Below are 18,369 nucleotides of genomic sequence, written 5' to 3'. Positions count from 1 at the left end.
GGTTAATGAAGAGGTTCCGTGTTGGATGCCCCCCTCGCCCCGCTTCGTCTCGCGCTCGTCGCGGAAGACCCGCTCGCTCGGGGTGCGCTCTCACGGGTGCTCGGCGACCAGGGGAGCGAGCTGCTCACGGTGGCGTCCGGTACCCAGGTCGAGCTGGAGTCCACTCGGGGCGATGCCTTCGACGTGGTGCTCTGGGACACGGGCCTGCGCCTGTCGGAGTCGGAGGCACGCGTGGAGGCACCAGACCTGGGTGCGCCCGTGCTCGCGCTGGTGGCGGATGAGGCAGCGGGCGAGCTGGCGCTGACGGCGGGTGCGAAGGGACTGCTGTTCCGGGACGTGACGCCCACGCCGCTTACAGCGGCCCTGCTCGCGGTGGCGCGAGGGCTCGTGGTGTTCGACCCAGGACTCTCCGAGCTGAGAGCGTCCACGAGGTCTACTGCGGCGCTCGGGAGCAGCGCACTGGGGCCCGATGCGCTCACGCCCCGCGAGCGGGAGGTGCTCGCCTTGCTGGCGGAGGGCCTGTCGAACAAGGCCATCGCGGACCGGCTCTCCATCAGCGAGCACACAGCCAAGTTCCATGTGAATGCGGTGCTCGGAAAGCTGGGCGTCCAGCGCCGCACCGAGGCCGTCGTCCGCGCCGCGCGAATGGGCCTCGTCACGCTGTAGCCGTCCACACCCCGCGTCCCGGATGCTACGCTGCGCCTCGAATGGCCAATCAGGATTGGGTGTCGCGCCTGCTCTCCGGGCGCGCGTCGGTGGACAAGGGGCTCAACGTCCACCTCTCCGAGCGTGACGGCGGCAGCCTCCACGACAAGATGCGGCAGGCGTACTGGTGGATCACCAACAACGCCGTCATCTGCCCCTATTACGACATCGAGTTCGGCCAGGCCGCCGCCCTCAAGAGCGCCTCCGGGGACGAGCTCCACCTCCCCGAGGACATGAGCTACAGCTCCTTCGTCCTCATCCCCCTGCTCACCCTCTTCACCTGCCGCCGAGCCCTCCTCATCGGCGGCCCCGGACGCGGCAAGACCACCTCCGCCATCCTCATGGCCCTGCTGTCCGGCATGTCCCGCGAGGACATCCACCGCTCCATCCAGCGCGGCCACCCCCAGCTCTCCATCGCCGACCTGCTCGGCGCGCCCCTCCCCTCCGACATGCTCAAGGCGGAGGACCTCTCCGCCGTCAAGGTGAGCTGGCGCAAGTGGATCACCCAGCGCGTCAAAATCATCGACGAGTACAACCGCATCCCCACCAAGACGCAGTCCGCCCTCCTCTCCCTCCTCGCCGAGGGCTACGCGGAGATGATGGACCAGTACGTCTACACCGGCCGCTCGTCCTGGTTCCTCACCGCCAATGACGACCAGGGCGGCGGCACCTTCCAGGTCATCGACGCCCTCAAGGACCGCATCGACGTCGTCGTCCGCGCCGTCCCCTTCAACTCGAACTTCATCGACACCCTCCTCCAGCGCATCGAAGCCGACAAGTCCCCCGAGGAGCTCCTCCCCAAGGACGTCGTCTTCACCCCCGGCGAGCTGGAGCGCGCCTACGCCTCCATCCTCGAAGTCGAAGTGCCACGCCCCGTCCTGGAGCGCGTCGCCTTCTTCCTGGGCCAGCTCGACTTCTGCCGCATGGCCTCGCCCCGCTTCGAGTTCAAGCACAAGGACACCCTCAAGCTCGCGGGCCAGACAGTCGCCGCCGTGTGCAACGAGCAGTGCCCGCTCGACAAGAAAGTGCACCTCTGCACGCAGACGGAGAACGGAGTCAGCGTGCGCGCCTACCAGACCATCCTCCACTACGCGAAGGCGCTCGCCTTCTTCCGGGGCCACGGCACCGTGGAGCTGGAGGACTTCCGTCAAATCGCCCCGTGGGTGCTGCACGAGAAGCTCGTCCCCAACACCCGCAGCGCCTTCTTCGAGGCGCGCGGCAACAAGATGCTCCTCCAGGACCGCGTCGCCTGGATTCGGAACATGTTCGACATGGCCATGGGCCACTACGACAAGCACGAGCCCATCCGCCGCAAGGTCGGTGTGCTCCGCACCGAGCTGGACAAGGGGCTGTCCGGCATCGACCTGCGCACCACCGAGAAGCGCCTCACCACCGTCACCGCGCTGATGAACGAGCTGCTCACCAAGCAGGAACTCTCCGGCCCCGTCTACGAGGACCTCATCCACCTGAAGTCCATGTACAGCCGCTACCGGAACTACGCGACCTGGCTGAAGGAAAACCCGGGCGGCAAGCCATGAGCGGCTTCGCGGACGAGCTGGAAGCCAGCGCGAAGGGCCGCTTCGTGCGGTGGGACGCCGACTTGTGGCGCGCGCTGCTCGAAGGGCCCGCGCGTCAGCTCGGAGAGTCCCTGTCCCAGAAGGGCGCCTCTCCCGCCGAAGCCGAGGAGCTGCTGCGCGCGTACCTGCGCCTGGGCGCCGAGGCCATCGGCCTGGGCTACCTGTATCCGGCGACCGCGGGACGGCAGAACCTCTTCACCCTCGCGTGGACGGACCTGGTCCCCCGCCTGCTCTCGGGAGTCCCCGAGGCCCAGCGCGCCGGGGTGCTCGCGCAGCTGTGGAACGTGGGAGAAAACCTGGAGTCCGCCCCACCGTGGGTGCAGCGCATCTTCTATCGCGTGAGCCAGCGACTCGGCTCGCTCACCGGCATCGAGGAGCGCCTGCGAGAGACCGCCGCGCTCGCGATGGAGCCTCCCGCGATGAAGCTCGGCGACAAGGCCCAGCCATTCCTCGTGGACCTGTCGCGCGAGGACGGCCGCTTCCTGCCCGGCCCGCTGCACTTCCTCGCGCCCACGGTGCTGTGCGTTCACGACCGTCACCGCCACGCCATCGCCGGACGCGAGGCCGCGACGCAGGGCCTGCTCCTGTCGGACACGCCCATTCCCCTCGGCGCCATGGGCTGTCGCGAGACACCCGAGAAGACGCTTCAGCAGAGCCCGCACCTGTCCACGGTGACGTGGAGGGACGCGCGCGTGGACTCGTGGTTCGCCACCGTGACGAATGACTGGCGCGCCGCGGGCACGCTGGACACCTCGCAGCACGTCGTGGTGCTCGTGCCCGTATGAGCACGTCGCGCTTCACACCGGAGCACATCGCCCGGTGCTGGCGGGACGCGCTGGCGCTGTGGGACGTGCAGGTGCGGCTCAGCCCGCCGGAGCCCCACGTCCCCTTCCATCCGGACGCGGACCACGCGAACGAGCCGCTCGCGTACATCGACCTCGCCAAGCGTCAGGTCTTCGTCCACTTCGAGCTGCTCCAGTCCATGGGCGCCGCCGACAGCCTGATGGCGGTGCTCGCGCACGAAATCGGCCACCACGCGCGCTTCCCGCACACGCTGGGCTGGGACGCGGAGCTGCGAGTCATGGAGCAGCGGCTGCTCCCGGGCCTGAAGCAGTCCCTCACCAACCTCTTCTACGACCTCCAGGTGAACGAGTTCGTGGGCCGCACACACCCCGAGGACCTGTGCCGGGTGTATCGCGGCTTCCAGCGCACGAAGGGCGGAGGCGAAGTCTCGCCGCTGTTCTTCTTCTACCTCGCCATCTACGAGGAGCTGTGGGGACGCGAGCCGGGAGACCTGGTGCCCTTCGAGGCGCTGGCGCCGATGGAGGAGCGGTTCCCCGGCCTGCGAGCGGAGGCGCGCATGTTCGCGCAGACCTTCTATGCGCTGCCGCACCCGCGCCTCCAGTTCCTCTACTTCTGCGGCACCTTCATCCGCTACCTCGGCAAGCTCGAAGAGACGACGTACACCCTCCCGCTGTGTGACGACGTGTCACAGCCGGACGTGGACGACTGGGACTCCGCGCTCCAGAGCGGTGGCCGGTGGGAGGACGCGCTGGAGGAGGCTCGCGAGAAGGGCTGGCTCGCCGAGTCTCACGACACGAAGGCGCCAGACGACCTGGAGCAGATCCACCGCGTCACCCGGCACCTGCCCGGCAGCGGCGGTGGGCAACTGCGCCGCGCGCTGGTGGCCCGGCACTATCGGCGGCTGGTCGACCAACATCTCCTGAAGCTCCCGTCCGCGCCGTCGAAGCCGGAGCCGTACCTGCGCACCACGCCCGAGGCGTGGGAGTACGGCGACGACCCGTCCACCATCGACTGGACGTTGACGGTGCTCGCGCAAGGGCACCTCGCGGCGGTGTCCCCGCTGCGCCGCGAGCTGGAGGCCGACGTGCCCCCCGCGACCGAGCTCGGCGTGCCCTCGGTGGAGCTGTACCTGGACACCAGCGGCTCCATGCCGAACCCTGCCGCGCAGCTCAACACGATGACGCTGGCCGCGCAGGTGCTGTCCTCCTCCGCGCTGCGCAAGCAGGCCAAGGTGCGCGGCATCATCTACTCGGACTCCAAGCCCCTGGTGTCCCCGTGGATGTACGACGAGGAGACGGCGCGCGAGTTCCTGCTGCACTACATCGGCGGAGGGACGATGTTCCCCTTCGACGTGCTCGTCACCCTGTCGAAGGAGCGAACGGACGCGCTGCGCGTCATCATCTCCGACAGTGACTTCCTGTCGAACGTGGCGACGCCTGAGAACCTGAAGCGACTGGTGGACGCGACGCGGCGCTCCCGCCTGCTCGTCGCCTTCCTGGCGCTGGCGGACGAGCACCAGGCGAGGCAGGTGCTGGCGCCCGTGCTGAAGGAGCGCAACTTCCGCCTGGTGGTGGTGAAATGGTTGTCGGACTTCGGCCCCGCCGCCGCGGCCTTGTCCCAGGCTTTGCTGGAGAAGTGATGGCCTTCGACGTCAAGAACATCCAGAAGCAGCTCACCGACGTGCCCCTCGTGTCGCCGTATCCGCACGACCTCGCGGTGGCCATCATCTGCGACACCTTCCGCCTCGCGGGAGTGCGTCCTCCGTCGCGCGCGGACTGGGAGGACCTGGAGCGCAGGGCGAAGACGCCGACGCTGTGGCGAGAGCAGGTGGTGATGCTCGCGTACGTGCTGACGTCCTCCACGCTGGGGGCGGACACGGCGGCGATGCTGAGGAAGAACACCGACTCCGCCACGGTGATGAGGGGCTTCTTCGTGCAGGTGGAGCCGCTGACGGCGGAGATGATTCGCTCCAACGCCTTCCGACAGGAGGAGTTCCTGCGCAAGTGGGTGCACGCGGTGGACGGGCAGGTGAAGGACGAGTCCACCCGGGAGACCGCCGCGCGACTGAAGCAGCTCGACTACCGCGAGGCACTCCAGGAGATGCAGCGAGCGGAGGCGGCCCGGCGCAAGGAGGCGGACAAGCGCGCCAAGGACCTCGCGGATGCGGCCCAGCGCGCGGCAGATGCGCGAGGATGGCGCGAGTGACGTCGGGCCTCCCGTCGGATGCACGCGTGGCGCCTCGCGCGAACATCCGCCGGGACACCGACACCCAGCGTCCCCATGTCCCCTGGGCGGAGTCCATCGCCCAAGGCCTGTCGCGCTTCGCCGCCCTCTCGGACGAGACAGCAGTCCGCGCGGAGCTGGAGTCGCGACTGTCAGCGCTGCGTGCCGCGCTGCTCGCCTCGCCCTACTACACGCGGCGACTGCGGGACGCGGGGCTGCACCCCGGAGACCTCCGGACGCTCGCGGACCTGAGGCACTTCCCCACGCTGGAGCGCGGCACGCTGGCGCGACACTGGGATGAAGTGCCCACGCCCCTGTCCCGCGAGGACGAGAGCGTGGTGGTGAGGAGCTCCGGCTCCACGGGCGAGCCGGTGAAGGTGGTGCGAGACAGGCTCGACTGCCTGCACATGTGGGCGGTGCTGCGCTTCTGGCTGGAGCGCGCCGGGGCCACACTGCCGCCGCGTCCCCGCGTGGTGCTGTTGGATGCACTGCCGGGGGGACTCGAGTACTCGGTGCGGCTGCCCATCCTGCGGGACGGCGCGCTGCACAGAATCTCCGTGCTGCGAGACGATGCGCGCGAGCGCCTGTGCCGAGTGCGTCCCGCCGTCCTCTTCTCGGACCCGGAGGGCCTGCGCTGGCTCTCCGAGCAGCGCGACCTCCCAACCCCCGCGCTGCTGCTCACCTCCGCGCAGTACCTGCCGCAAGACACGCGGGACGCCCTGGCTCGCACGGTGCCGGCGCCGCTGCTGAACTATTACGCGACGACGGAGACGGGCCCGCTCGCCTGGGAGTGCCTGGGAGGGCCGGGACGCTTCCATGTCCTCGCGCCCGACGTGTGGCTGGAGCCGGGGCTCGACGAGGTGGTGGTGACGCGGCTGCGGCCCAGCGTGCTGCCCCTGCTGCGCTACCTGCCGGGCGATGCGGGCACGGTGGACAGGGACGCGTGTGCCTGCGGCTTCCACGGCTGGACGCTGGAGCGCTTCGGCGGTCGGGGCGCGTGCCACTTCACGACGCCCACGGGCCGGATGGTGGACGCGTGGGCGCTCGCCTGGGTGTTCAAGCACCACGCCCTGCGCGCCTTCCGGCTGACGCAGATGGAGCGCTCGCGCTTCGAGCTGGAGCTGGCCGGCGCGGAGGACTCCGAGGTGGCGCCGCTGTGTGAGCGCCTCGTCGCCGCCCTGCGAAACCTCGGCTGGAGCGAGTCACCTCGACTGGACGTGCGGCACGTGAGCGCGGAGGACCTGGCCACCGGCTCCAAGCCCTTGCCATTCCGGAGCCGCGTCTCCGCTCCATAGTGTCGGCTCCACTCGCGGTGCGCGGGGGCAAACACTGTCATCCTGGAACGCCTTCATGGGCAGACCTTGATTGAGAGTCTCAGACATATCTCCTCTCCGTCATGATGCGTCGAGAATGTCAGACCCCACCGTTAGGTTGCGCCGCCTCAGAACGAACTCGTGAGGAATCAGTCAGGCAAGTCATTCACGTGGCGTCCTGTGGGCGCTCGCGCATTCTGGTGCGAGGCATGTTGTCAGACGCAGCAAGCTGAAAAAGGAACATCGATGCTCAAGTCGAGGATTGGCTCTGTCCTGGCGGCGCTGGCCGTGGGATTGACGGGTTGTGGTGTCACCGATGAACAGGCGGTGACGCGGAACGAGGCCAGCGCGAAGACGCCGTCGTGGGAGGAGTTCCTGGCGGGGGCGATCCCCCTTGGGTCGGCGGGGGCGTACATCGCCAACGGTGACGAGGTGTTCGAGAGCGAAGTGGAGTTGCGCGCGTTCTACGACCGGCATGTTCAGGCTCGCCAGTTGGGAACAGGACGGAGTGACCTGCTGGTGGAACTCCACGGCGGGCAGCGTTCCGTCTGGAGCGCCACGCAGAAGCGTCAGCTCACGTACTGCGTGTCCCAGGTGAACTTCGGAACCCGCTACACGCAAGTCGTGAACGACGTGAATACCGCCGCGCAGAAGTGGGAGGCCGCCACGGGCGTCAACTTCATCCACCTCTCTCAGTTCGACACGGACTGCACGGAGGACCGGGTGACCAGTGGGGATGTCCTCTTCATGGTCCGGAAGTTCTACGTCAATGAATGCGAGGCCCCCCTCGGACTGTGCGAAATCATCGAGGACCCTGAGCACAAACCACCCTATGGCGCGAATCCTCCCAGCATCCTCGCCTATGCCTTCTTTCCGCATGAGGCCGCCAACCAGAGGGTGCTGGGGCTCAACTCCGAAAATATCGCGGCCGGCCGATACGCTGACATCAAGGAAAGTCTCATCCACGAGCTCGGCCACATCCTAGGCTTCCGTCACGAGCACATCCGCATCTCGCAGACCGCGGACCTGTGCGAGGAGAGCGACACTTCGTGGGAAGCACTGACCACCTACGACCCCGACTCCATCATGAACTACGGCGGTTCTTGCGGCGGAAACCGCAACCGGACGAACCTCTCCGCCAAGGACCAGCAGGGGGCCCAGGCGCTCTATGGTCACGGCACGCGTTCGGCGGGGTACTTGAAGGGCATCGACGGCAAGTGCATGGACGCCGCCTGGACCACCGGCTGGCCCAGTGGGACGAACGTGCAACTGTGGCAGTGCACGAATGGCGTCAACCAGCTCTGGAGCCTCCAGGCGGATGGCACCGTCAGGGGCGCGGGGGGCCTGTGTCTGGACATCGACTGGGTGGATGGCTTCCCCAACGGCACCAAGGTGCACCTCTGGGAGTGCACGGGCGGCTACAACCAGCAGTGGACGTTGCGGCCGGATGGCGCCCTGCAGAACGCCCTGGGCAAGTGCCTGGACGTGGACTGGGTGGACGGCTTCCCCGATGGCACCGGGCTCCAGCTCTGGGAGTGCACCGGCGGCGTGAATCAGCAGTGGCAGCACGTGGCCCCGTAGTCTCGTGCAGATGAACAAGGGCCGGGTCCCGCCATCCCACGGCGGGACCCGGCCCTTCTCGCGATTGCGACAACCCCGCCGTGCCCACATTCTCCAGGCATGTCCTTCTCGCTCGTTCGCCCCTTCGCCCGGCTCCTCCTCCTCGCGAGCCTGCTGGGCCTGCTCCCCGCGTGCGCCAGGGTGTGCTCCTTGCCCCCGCCTGAACCCGCGCGACACGGTCCGGACCTCGATGCCACCGCCGTGCGCCTCATGACCGAGGCGAAGCTCCCCGGGCTCGCGCTGGCCGTCATCGAGGAGGGTCAGGTCGTCGCCGTCAAGGCCTACGGTCTGCGCGACGTCGAGCAGGCCGCGCCTCTCAAGACGGACACCGTCATGTACGGCGCATCGCTCACCAAGCTCGTCTTCGGCTACCTCGTCATGCAGCTGGTCGACGAGGGCGTGCTGGACCTGGACACCCCCATCGAGCGCTACCTCAAGAAGCCCCTGCCCGAGTTCAAGAAGTACGAGGACCTCGCAGGAGACGCGCGCTGGAAGCAGCTCACGCCGCGCATGCTGCTGAGCCACTCGCCCGGCTTCCCCAACTTCCGCTTCCTCAACCCGGACGAGAAGCTCGACTTCAAGTTCGACCCGGGCACGCGCTACGCCTACTCAGGCGAGGGCATCAACCTGCTCCAGTTCGTCCTCGAGGACGCGGGGCTCGGACTCGACGCCGGCCAGGAGTTCCAGCGGCGCGTCTTCGACCGCTTCGGCATGAGCCGCACCAGCATGGTCTGGCGCGACGACTTCGCCCCCAACGTCACCACCGGCTACGACGAGCACGGCGTCGCCAAGGCCCACCACCAGCGCGGCAGCGTCCGCGCCGCCGGCTCCATGGACACCACCATCGAGGACTACGCGAAGTTCCTCGCTGGCCTCATGCGCGGAGAAGGCCTCTCCTCCAAGGCCCGCGCGGAGCTGCTCTCCCCCCAGCTCCCCATCCCCTGGGCCCACCAGTTCCCCACCCTCACCGAGGAGACGGACCCGCGCAACCAGGACATCGGCCTGTCCGCCGGACTGGGCATGGTGCTCTTCAAGGACCGCTCCGGCCCCGCCTTCTTCAAGGGCGGCCACGACGAGTACACCGACAACTTCGCCCTCTGCCTGGAGTACGGCGCGCGCTGCGTCGTCCTGCTCTCCAACAGCGTGAAGGGCCCCTACGTCTTCCCTCCGCTCATCGAGGCCATCCTGGGCCCCACGGACATGCCCTGGCGCTGGGACTACAACCCGTACCCTCCCACCGCGAAGTGATGCGGCGGGCCGCGCCCCCGGCACCGTGTGCGCGGGTGCACCGGAATGGGGCACACCGCCCACACACGCTTCCAGCCCAGGCGGCCGCGCATGCGCCTCGACGGCTGCCGGCCTGACATGCTCAAAGCTCCAATGAGTTGGCGCCAGCCGCCACGGGGCGCCATTCACAAACAACACACCTGAAAGACTTCATCGTCAGCGTCAGGGAATGGAGGGTCGGTCGGGCCCCGTCCTACTCGGGGCCGCCGTCCACTCAACAAGTCGGAGCAAGAAGTCGCGCTTTGAGCCTCCGAGCGTGCTCCTTCAATCACTTGCATCCGAGAAGAAGGCAGACGACTTCCAAGTCGGACCATCATGCGAGTTCCCCGCCTCGTGCCGTGAGGGTTTCGATTCCGAACGCTCGCGGTGCCACCTCGTCGTGAGGAGGCCACTCGCCTTGCGCACGCCCATCTCGTATCTGGAACCCACCCGTCCGTCGGGGAGCACGCGCTCCCTGTCGTCGACCCCGCTGGAGCAGCGGCTCACGCCGGACCCTCGGAGGGCCTGGAGCTGGCTGCAGAGGTCCTGGTTCGGTCGATATGGCGTGGCCCTGCTCTTCTTCTGCTTCGCGCTGCTGCTCCAGTTGGAGCTGTCAGCGCTGATGTCCACCAGCCCCTTCCTCTTCTTCTACGGCGCCGTCATGGTGGCCGGGTGGTGGGGAGGATGGGGACCGGCACTCTTCGTCACGGCGCTGTCGCTTCTGGCCGTGGACCACCAGTTCCTCCCGCCGCGCCTGACGCTCCAGATGCGGTCCGCGGACATGCTGTCCCTGGGCATCTTCTGCCTGCTCGCCATCTTCATCACCAAGCTGAACGTGACGCTCAGCCGGGCCCTGGAGGAGCGCGCCGGACTGCTGGAGCGCGAGCACCGCGCCCGCGCCGCCTCCGAGGCCGCTCGGACGCGCCTGCACACCATCTTCATGCAGGCCCCCGCGCAGATCTTCTTCCTGCGCGGCGCCTCGCACGACTTCGACTTCACCAACGCACGCAACAGCGCGCTGTTGAAGAACAAGGACACCCTGGGCAAGCCCTTCCAGGATGGCGTGGTGAAGGTGGGGGAAGAGGACGCGCGCGATGTGCTGGACCGCGTCTACGCCACGGGTGAGTCCTTCGTGGGCAACGCCGTGCCGCTGCGCATCCTCCAGGCGGACGGCATGGAGAAGGAGACCTTCCACAACCTCGTGTACCAGCCCACCCGGGACGCGCAGGGACAGGTGGACGGCATCGCCGGCTTCGGCTTCGACGTGACGGACCTGGTGCATGCGCGCCAGCGCGCGGAGGCCCTGGCCACGGAGCTGCGCCAGGCGGAGTTCCGCACCCGCGTCCTCGCCGAGGTGAGCACGGTGCTCGCGTCCTCGCTCGACTACGAGGCGACGATGCGCAACCTGGCCAAGCTGGTGGTGCCCGCGCTCGCCGACTGGTGCTTCGTGGACCTGGCGCAGCCGGACGGCACCTTCCGCCGACTGGAGGTCGCCCACGCGCGCCCCGAGGACGCGGCCACCGCCGCGGAGGTCCTCAACTTCCAGCTCATGCCGGAGGGCAACCCGCGCCACCCGCCCACCGCGGCGCTGCTGCGCGGCGAGGCGATTCTGCTGGAGGAGATGACGCCCGCGCACATCAAGCGCAGCGCCCACAACGAGAACCACGCCCGGGTGATGCTGGCCACGGGGCTGCGCTCGTTCATCGCCGTGCCGCTGGTGGTGCGCGGCCATACGCTGGGCGTCTTCAGCTTCTTCACCTCGTTCTCCAACCGGCGCTACACGCAGGCGGACCTCGCCTTCGGCCTGGAGCTGGCGTACCGCGCCGCGCTCTCCCTGGAGAACGCGCGCCTGTACCGCGAGGCGCAGGAGGCCATCCGCCTGCGCGACGAGTTCCTCTCCATCGCCAGCCACGAGCTGAAGACGCCGCTGACGCCGCTGAGCCTCAAGCTCCAGGCGCTCGCGCGCGAGCTGGAGCGGCACCCCGACTCCATCCCCTACTCGGTGGTGAAGAACTACGTGGACACGGGCGCCCGACAGGTGAAGAAGCTGGCGGAGCTCGTCGGGGACCTGCTCGACGTGTCGCGCATCGCCGCGGGGAGGCTGGCCCTGGAGCTGGAGGACGTGGACCTGGGCGCGCTCATCCGCGAGGTGGTGGTGCGCTACGAGCCCCATGCGGCGCGCTCGGGCTCCACGCTGGAGGTGGAGGGTGGCGAGTCGGGCCTCATCGGCCGGTGGGACCGGCTGCGGCTGGAGCAGGTGGTCACCAACCTCATCGACAACGCGGTGAAGTACGGCGCGGGCAAGCCCATCCAGTTGGTCCTGGAGCAGGGTCCCACCCGCGCGCGCCTCAAGGTGAGGGACCAGGGCATCGGCATCGCGCCCGAGCACCTGCCGCGCCTCTTCGGCCGCTTCGAGCGGGCCGTGTCGGAGCGGCACTACGGCGGCCTGGGCCTGGGCCTCTACATCACCCGGACGCTGGTGGAGGCCATGGGAGGACGGGTGCGCGTGGAGAGCGAGCAGGGCCGAGGCTCCGTCTTCACCGTCGACCTGCCTCGGGAGCGCACGCTTCCTGTTGACGTGTCGGCAGCCCAGCCGCAGTAAAAGCCCCGCGCGAGAACGGACGCCATGCCGGCGACCGGCGAAAGGGGTGTCGACATGGAGACACGTACGCTTGGGAGGCAGGGCCTCCAGGTGTCCGCCATGGGCCTGGGCTGCATGGGGATGTCGGATTTCTACTCGGGGCGGGACGACGCGGAATCGGAGGCCACGCTGCTGCACGCGTTGGACAAGGGCATCACCTTCTTCGACACGGCGGACATGTACGGCTCCGGGAGCAACGAGGAGCTGGTGGGCCGGGTGCTCAAGCCCCACCGCGCGAAGGTGGTGCTGGCCACCAAGTTCGGCGTCGTCAGGGACCCGAACAACCCGCAGGCGCGCGGCATCAACGGCAGTCCGGAGTACGTGAAGCGCGCGTGCGAGGCCAGCCTGCGCCGGCTGGGCGTGGACGTCATCGACCTGTACTACCTGCACCGGCTGGACGCGGCGACGCCCATCGAGGACACGGTGGGGGCCATGGCGGACCTGGTGCGCGAGGGCAAGGTGCGGCACCTGGGGCTGTCGGAGGTGGACGCGGACACGCTGCGCCGGGCCTCCAAGGTGCACCCCATCGCCGCGCTCCAGAGTGAGTACTCGCTGTGGAGCCGAGAGCCGGAGGACGGGGTGCTCCAGGCCTGCTCCGAGCTGGGCATCGGCTTCGTGCCGTACAGCCCGCTGGGGCGCGGCTTCCTGACGGGGCAACTCAAGCGCTACGAGGACCTGGCCGCGGACGACTACCGCCGCAACTCGCCGCGCTTCCAGGGTGAGAACTTCACGCGCAACCTGGAGCTGGTGGTGAAGGTGGAGCGGCTGGCGAAGGAGAAGGGCTGCACGCCGGCGCAGCTCGCGCTCGCGTGGGTGATGGCGCGCGGCCACGACGTCGTCCCGATTCCAGGAACCAAGCGGCGCACGTACCTGGATGAGAACCTGGGGGCGCTCGACGTGAAGCTCACGGAGCAGGATTTGAAGGACATCGACCTCGTGGCGCCTCCGGGCGTCGCGGTGGGAGAGCGGTATCCGGCGGCGATGCAGCGCGTGCTGCCGCAGTCGCGCAAGTAGTCAGCCGTGGGCCCGTGGGAGCTGCGCGTGCGGCTGCCACGGGCCACTGGCGCCCAGGCAGTAGCGACAGGTGGCGAGCGGCGTGTCCCGCTCCAGGTGGCCGAGCATCCGCTCCAGCAGCTCCGGGGCGTCGAGGCGCACGCCATCGACTTCCGCCAGCGCGGGCATCTCTGGATGCAGTGGGCCGAGCACCGTGGCGACGTGAGGGGGGCGGGTGCACGTGTAGAAGTGGCCCTGGTGGACCAGGTGGCAGCGGACCTTGAGCCAGCACTTCGCGTGGACGTCGCGGACCTGCGCGTCCGTGGCGAGGGGCGCGTCGGGGGTGAGCTGCTGGAAGGCGTCGATGTGCTTCACGGTGAGGAGGACGCCGTGTTTCTCGCAGCGCTCGGTGATGCGGGCGAGCGACTTCTCCGGCAGGAGCGCGGAGGAGTAGACGGACAGGGTCATCCGGTCCAGGCGCTCGTAGACGGCGTCGGGGGCGCTCTGGGCGAGGAAGCCGTTGGTGGTGACGGAGAGCTGTTCGGAGATGCCGGAGGCGCGGACGGCGTCGAGCACGCTGGCGAGGTCGGGGTGGAGGAAGGGCTCGCCGCCGGTGAGCTTGAAGATGTTGGGCTTGAGCACGCGCGCGAGCCGGGTGAGGTCGGCGCCGAGCACGGAGGGCTCCACGGCCCAGGCGGGCAGGTGGGGCGACAGGGGGCAACACTGCACGCAGCGCAGGTTGCAGTGGGTGACGACGTGCGTCTCCAGGGACCAGGTGAGGATTCGGCCGTCGTGCAGCTCGTAACGCACGGAGGGACTATAGCGGGGTTGCCGGGGGACCCCGGGGCTTGCGACAGTCCCCGCGTGTCCGACGCCCCCGGTGACCCGAGCGGCCCGCTCGCCATCCTGCCCTCCTACCAGCCGACAGCCGGGCCACGGAGGGACACTCCCGAGGAGTCGGTGTGGCGGCTGGCGCCGACCCGGGGCCTGGAGCCCGCGTCTGCCTCGGCGTTCCTGGAGCATGGCCTGCCGTCGACCCGGAGCCTCTTTCGCGGTGTGAGCCGCGTCGCGCCGTCCCTGACTCTCGTCCACCGCGCGTCGGCGTCGTTGCGCTCGGACGAAGCTGACGAGTCACGAGCGCGTGCGCTCCTGGGCGCGTGCTCGGACGCCGTGGGGGCGCGGGTGGGCGCGGGGGCAAGGGAGGTGAGCCTGAGTGGCGGCGTGGACAGCGCGGTGCTGTGCATGCTGGCGGCCCGACATGAGGGGAGCCGGGTTCGGGCGTGGAGCATGGACGTCCACTTCGCTGACGAGGTGGAGCGACACAACGCCAGGACGGTGGCGCGCCTCGCGGGTGTGGAGCAGGTGGACGTTCCGATTCCGGATGCCCTGCTGCCGGACCTGTTCGAGCGCGCGGTCATCGCCAACGAGAGCGCCATCCTGAATGCACGGGCCGTGGCGAGCTTCGCGTTCTATGCGGAGGCGAAGAAGCTCGGGGCCTCGGTGATGCTGAGCGGAGCCGGCGCGGATGAGGTGCTGATGGGCAATCCCGGGGCGCGCGCCTCGGCACTCGCACGCATCGAGGAGGACCGACGACTCGCACGGACCGTGCTGCGCTCCGCTGTGGACAACTTGGGGAGGACTGCGCACGGGCCCTGGTCCCAGGAGGGCGGCCCGGAGAGCGCCGATGCGACCCGTGGTGATCGCTCGTCCCAGCAGAACGACACGGAGAGCGCCGATGTGGCCCGTCGCGGGCACTCGTACCAGCAGAATGACCGGGAGATCGCCGATGCGGCCCGTGGCGCCCCCTGGACGTTGGAGGAAATTCCGAAGGTCTCCGACGAGTCTGGTGGTGGGCTTCCGTCCCAGGAGGGCGGCCCGGAGGTCTCCGAGGAGGTCCACTACGCGGCGTGGGTGCTGCGCGAGCTGGTGCTGCCTCCGGAGCTGAGGGGCGCGCGGGCCCACGGGCTCACCGTGCACATGCCCTACCTCGACTCGCGTTTCGCTGATGTGGCGCTCGCGCTGCCGGAGTCCTCGCTCTCGCGCGATGGAGTCGGCAAGTGGCTCTTCCGATACGCGGTGCGCGGACTGGTCCCCGATGAGGTCCGACTGGCGCGCAAGACACCGCGCTATGGGCACACGGCGCTCTCCAGTCCCGTGCGTGCGCGCTGGCTGGAGCTGTATCGCGCCTGGCTGTCGGCCGCTCGGCTGGAGCCGCTGGAGGTCATCGACCCGAAGGCGGTGGCCGCGCTCCTGGAGCGATACACGCGAATGGAGCCCGAGGCTCCTGAGGCGAGTGGCGTGGATCGCCTGTTGATGCGGCTGTGCTCCCTCGCCATGCTCCACGCGCACGCAGTGCACGGTTCCCCATGTCCCGAATCCTGATTGCGACCTCGCCCGAGAAGGGTCACATCAACCCGATGATGGGCGTCGCGCAGTGGCTGCGCCGCCTGGGCCACACCGTGGGCTGGCTCTGCATTCCCGAGCCCGCGCCGCAGCTCGCGACGCTCGGAGTGGAGGTGCTGCATCTGCCCCACTCCGCGAGGGAGGCACCCGCCATCGAGACGGGAGGAGAGGCGCTGGCCCGACTGGTGCGCGACGAGGTGGCACTGGGGAAGTGGATTCGGGGCCTGTTGCTGGATGCGGTGCCCGCGCTCATCGAGCCGGTGCGCGAGGTGGTGCGGCGCTTCCGTCCGGACGTCATGGCGCTGGATGGGATGCAGTACGCGGCGGTGCTGGCCGCGCATCAGGAGCGGATACCGTGGGCGGGCGTGTCCTCCGCGCTCTCGTTGCTGGAGCCCATGGAGGACTACGGGCTGCGCCGCAACGTGCGAGCCCTGGCGACGGAGCGCGCGGAGCTGTTCGCTCGACACGGCTTCGAGGCGAGCTTCCGCAACTGCGAGGCGCTCTCGCCTCTGCTCAACATCATCTTCGCCACGGAGGCGTTCCTCGGCGCGGACGCGGACCTTCCTCCCGCCGGGCTGTTGGTGGGCCCGTCGATTCCGCCCGAGCCTCGGGGAGATGAAGTGGACTTCCCATGGGAGCGATTGGGCTCGAAGCCCGTGGTGTACGTGTCCTTCGGCAGCCAGATTTCGTGGCAGCCCACGGTGTTCCGAACCCTCGCGGAGGCCGCCGCGCCGCTGGGTGTCACGGTGGTGTTGAGCGCGGGCGAGCTGGCGGACACGGAGTTCTCGCGCTCGCTGCCTGGGGACGTGGTGGCGGTGCCCTATACGCCGCAACGTCAGCTCCTTCCGCGAGCGTCTGCCTTTGTCTCGCATGGAGGTGCCAACTCCGTGATGGAGGCATTGACGGCGGGCGTGCCCATGTTGCTGTTGCCTGTTTGCAATGACCAGCCCATCCAGGCGCACTTCCTCCGAGCGTCGGGGGCGGGGCTCACGCTGGAATTGGACACGCTGACAGTGGAGGACTGCCGCGCCGCGCTTCGTCAGCTCCTGGAGCCGGGAACGCCGCTGCGCGCGAAGGTGGCCACCATCTCGGAGTCGTACCAATCCCGAGACGGCGCGAAGGATGCAGCGGAGCGAATCGCGGGGCTCGTCGAGTGAGCGAGCTGTCGCGAGCGTGGACGCCCCGTCGTCACCATGCGGCCGGGGTGACCTCGCTGGAGGTGTGGAACCTGCCGGTGTTCGGGCGCGAGCTGTGGGAGTTGCTCGGAGCGCCACGAGTGGAGGCGGACCGACGCGCGGGAGTGCCCGAGGCCCAGCTCGCGGAGCAACTGTTTCCAGCGCTCATGAGCGCCCTCGAACAACTGGTGCACCGGCATGCCGTGGACGCGGTGTGGCTGAGTGGAGGACTGGCCTGCCTGGAGGGCTTCGAGGTCGGGGCGGCGAAGGCCACCGCTGCACTCGGGTGTCCTGTGTATGTGTCCAAGGCTCCGCGCTTCGCGCCCGTGTACGCGGGCCTCGGGTTGGTGACGGCGCGAACGCCGCTGGTGCTCGACGTGGGACAGACAAGCATCAAGTGCGCGAGCCCGGGAGCCCAGCGTGTCTTCGAGCGGGACCTCAACGAGCTGCCTCGCCTCTTCATCGGGATGCCACGCCCCGTGGATGGGCACCACATCGTCGCGGCAGTGCGCTTCATCGCCAACGCGCTGCGGACCTGTGCACGAGACCTCAAGGTGGAGGGCATGTGTCTCGCGCTCCCCTGTCCCCTCGATGAGGCACTCGTTCCAGGAGGCTGCACGTATGGGTGGGAAGGCCACGCATCGCTGGTGGCCGACATCCTGGAGGAGGCAGCCCTGCCAGGTGGCGGAGAGGTGCTCGTGCTCAACGACGCGGAACTCGCAGCAGAGGCCGCACGCATGGAGCTCCGAAAGCACAAGCACCGTCACATCCTCTGCCTCACGCTGGGCTTCGGCCCTGGAGGAGCACTGCTCACGACTTCCACATCACCCAGCAAGTAGGGCGCCCGATTGGTGACCAAGACCTGATAGCTTGCGCGGTCCATGCGAATCCCTCACGCGCTCTGGCTTTCGCTGTTCGCCGTGTCCTGGCTGGGCTGCTCCACGGTCAGCAAGCCGCCCATCCAGCAGGCCTGGGAGGAGGCGGAGCAGGAATGCGACGACCCTGGGGAAGACCAGTGCGTCACCCTCTTCTGCCTGGAAGACACCTGTGGCTTCTACCGCTGCGAGGACACGCCGGTAGCGGTCGAGCTGGCACGCTTCCCTCCCTCGCGTCCTCCTGCCGCGGCAGCGGCGCCGGGAAGCGGCCCTCGAAGGAACTGGGGCGGAGCGCAGAAGCTGCCTCCGGGCGCCGTCATGACGTTCCCCAACTGGAACGGCGCCCCGACAGCAGTCATCCCTCCTTCACACCAGCTCACTGCTGGACGGTGGGAGAAGCATCACATCTTCCCCCAGTCACCGGACCTGGCGACGTGGTTCGACATACGAGGCGTGAAAATCCACCACTACACGATGCCTATCCCACGCGACCTTCATTACCGGATACACAACGTGGGAGGACAAGGAGGGCAGTGGAATCAGGCGTGGCGAGATTTCAAAGCAGCGAAGCCCACCGCGTCGCCCGAGCAAATCTACAAGCACGCCGGAGAGCTGATTCACCGCTTCCAGCTCATAGGCGGCCCTATTACTACTTGATCAGATGCGGGACGGCCCGAGAGGAGGAGCGCGAGCTCCGAGTCTGCGGAGGCACAGCGGGCAATGGCCGATGCGGCGCAGCAGCAGGTGCTGAAGGCGACGTCGAACCTGGGGCAG

General features: G+C 68.7%; 15 protein-coding genes. 14 read left to right on the top strand and 1 reads right to left on the bottom strand.

Going from position 1 to position 18,369, the window contains the following annotated elements:
• The first annotated feature begins 18 nt into the window (after positions 1-18).
• From LZ199_RS10005 to LZ199_RS09960, 10 genes are all read left to right on the top strand, one after another.
• The gene (locus tag LZ199_RS10005; protein ID WP_253993426.1) at positions 19-666 is read left to right on the top strand and encodes a LuxR C-terminal-related transcriptional regulator; all 648 of its coding nucleotides are present in this window, start codon (positions 19-21) and stop codon (positions 664-666) included.
• 41 nt (positions 667-707) lie between these two features.
• Positions 708-2,243 (top strand): MoxR family ATPase, encoded by a 1,536-nt coding sequence (locus LZ199_RS10000; RefSeq protein WP_253993425.1) that lies wholly within the window; start codon positions 708-710, stop codon positions 2,241-2,243.
• On the top strand, positions 2,240-3,067 hold the full coding sequence (locus LZ199_RS09995; RefSeq protein ID WP_253993424.1) for a hypothetical protein: 828 nt from the start codon (positions 2,240-2,242) through the stop codon (positions 3,065-3,067). The genes LZ199_RS10000 and LZ199_RS09995 overlap by 4 nt, the downstream gene beginning before the upstream one ends.
• Positions 3,064-4,725 carry a M48 family metalloprotease gene (locus LZ199_RS09990; RefSeq protein WP_253993423.1) on the top strand — a complete coding sequence of 554 codons (1,662 nt, stop codon included), beginning with the start codon at positions 3,064-3,066 and terminating at the stop codon, positions 4,723-4,725. Before LZ199_RS09995 ends, LZ199_RS09990 begins: the two co-directional genes overlap by 4 nt.
• Positions 4,725-5,291 carry a hypothetical protein gene (locus LZ199_RS09985; RefSeq protein ID WP_253993422.1) on the top strand — a complete coding sequence of 189 codons (567 nt, stop codon included), beginning with the start codon at positions 4,725-4,727 and terminating at the stop codon, positions 5,289-5,291. Before LZ199_RS09990 ends, LZ199_RS09985 begins: the two co-directional genes overlap by 1 nt.
• The gene (locus LZ199_RS09980) at positions 5,279-6,604 is read left to right on the top strand and encodes a phenylacetate--CoA ligase family protein (protein ID WP_253993421.1); all 1,326 of its coding nucleotides are present in this window, start codon (positions 5,279-5,281) and stop codon (positions 6,602-6,604) included. The genes LZ199_RS09985 and LZ199_RS09980 overlap by 13 nt, the downstream gene beginning before the upstream one ends.
• Before the next feature lie 264 nt (positions 6,605-6,868).
• Complete coding sequence (locus LZ199_RS09975; protein WP_253993420.1) at positions 6,869-8,203, top strand: ricin-type beta-trefoil lectin domain protein; 1,335 nt, start codon at positions 6,869-6,871, stop codon at positions 8,201-8,203.
• A 99-nt stretch (positions 8,204-8,302) separates the two neighbouring features.
• Entirely contained in the window at positions 8,303-9,490 is a 1,188-nt protein-coding gene (locus tag LZ199_RS09970; protein ID WP_253993419.1) for a serine hydrolase domain-containing protein, read from the top strand.
• 436 nt (positions 9,491-9,926) lie between these two features.
• Positions 9,927-12,110 carry a sensor histidine kinase gene (locus LZ199_RS09965; protein WP_253993418.1) on the top strand — a complete coding sequence of 728 codons (2,184 nt, stop codon included), beginning with the start codon at positions 9,927-9,929 and terminating at the stop codon, positions 12,108-12,110.
• A gap of 54 nt (positions 12,111-12,164) precedes the next feature.
• Positions 12,165-13,163: an aldo/keto reductase gene (locus LZ199_RS09960; protein WP_253993417.1), complete on the top strand. Its 999-nt coding sequence runs from the start codon at positions 12,165-12,167 to the stop codon at positions 13,161-13,163.
• Here the strand turns inward: LZ199_RS09960 and LZ199_RS09955 are convergent, their stop codons facing one another.
• Entirely contained in the window at positions 13,164-13,952 is a 789-nt protein-coding gene (locus LZ199_RS09955; protein WP_253993416.1) for a 4Fe-4S cluster-binding domain-containing protein, read from the bottom strand.
• Positions 13,953-14,006: 54 nt separating this feature from the next.
• Here LZ199_RS09955 and LZ199_RS09950 point away from each other — a divergent pair, with 54 nt between their 5' ends.
• Genes LZ199_RS09950 through sitA6 form a run of 4 tightly spaced genes read left to right on the top strand, consistent with a single transcriptional unit; the run spans position 14,007 to position 18,252 of the window.
• Positions 14,007-15,524 (top strand): asparagine synthase-related protein, encoded by a 1,518-nt coding sequence (locus LZ199_RS09950; protein ID WP_253993415.1) that lies wholly within the window; start codon positions 14,007-14,009, stop codon positions 15,522-15,524.
• Positions 15,509-16,702 (top strand): glycosyltransferase, encoded by a 1,194-nt coding sequence (locus LZ199_RS09945; RefSeq protein WP_253993414.1) that lies wholly within the window; start codon positions 15,509-15,511, stop codon positions 16,700-16,702. Before LZ199_RS09950 ends, LZ199_RS09945 begins: the two co-directional genes overlap by 16 nt.
• Positions 16,699-17,559 carry an ROK family protein gene (locus LZ199_RS09940; RefSeq protein ID WP_253993413.1) on the top strand — a complete coding sequence of 287 codons (861 nt, stop codon included), beginning with the start codon at positions 16,699-16,701 and terminating at the stop codon, positions 17,557-17,559. Before LZ199_RS09945 ends, LZ199_RS09940 begins: the two co-directional genes overlap by 4 nt.
• A gap of 42 nt (positions 17,560-17,601) precedes the next feature.
• On the top strand, positions 17,602-18,252 hold the full coding sequence (gene sitA6, locus LZ199_RS09935; protein ID WP_253993412.1) for a SitA6 family polymorphic toxin lipoprotein: 651 nt from the start codon (positions 17,602-17,604) through the stop codon (positions 18,250-18,252).
• The last annotated feature ends 117 nt before the right edge of the window (positions 18,253-18,369 follow it).

The sequence above is a fragment of the Myxococcus qinghaiensis genome, assembly GCF_024198215.1.
Lineage (GTDB): Bacteria > Myxococcota > Myxococcia > Myxococcales > Myxococcaceae > Myxococcus > Myxococcus qinghaiensis.
This window is presented reverse-complemented; position numbering and strand designations above follow the sequence as displayed.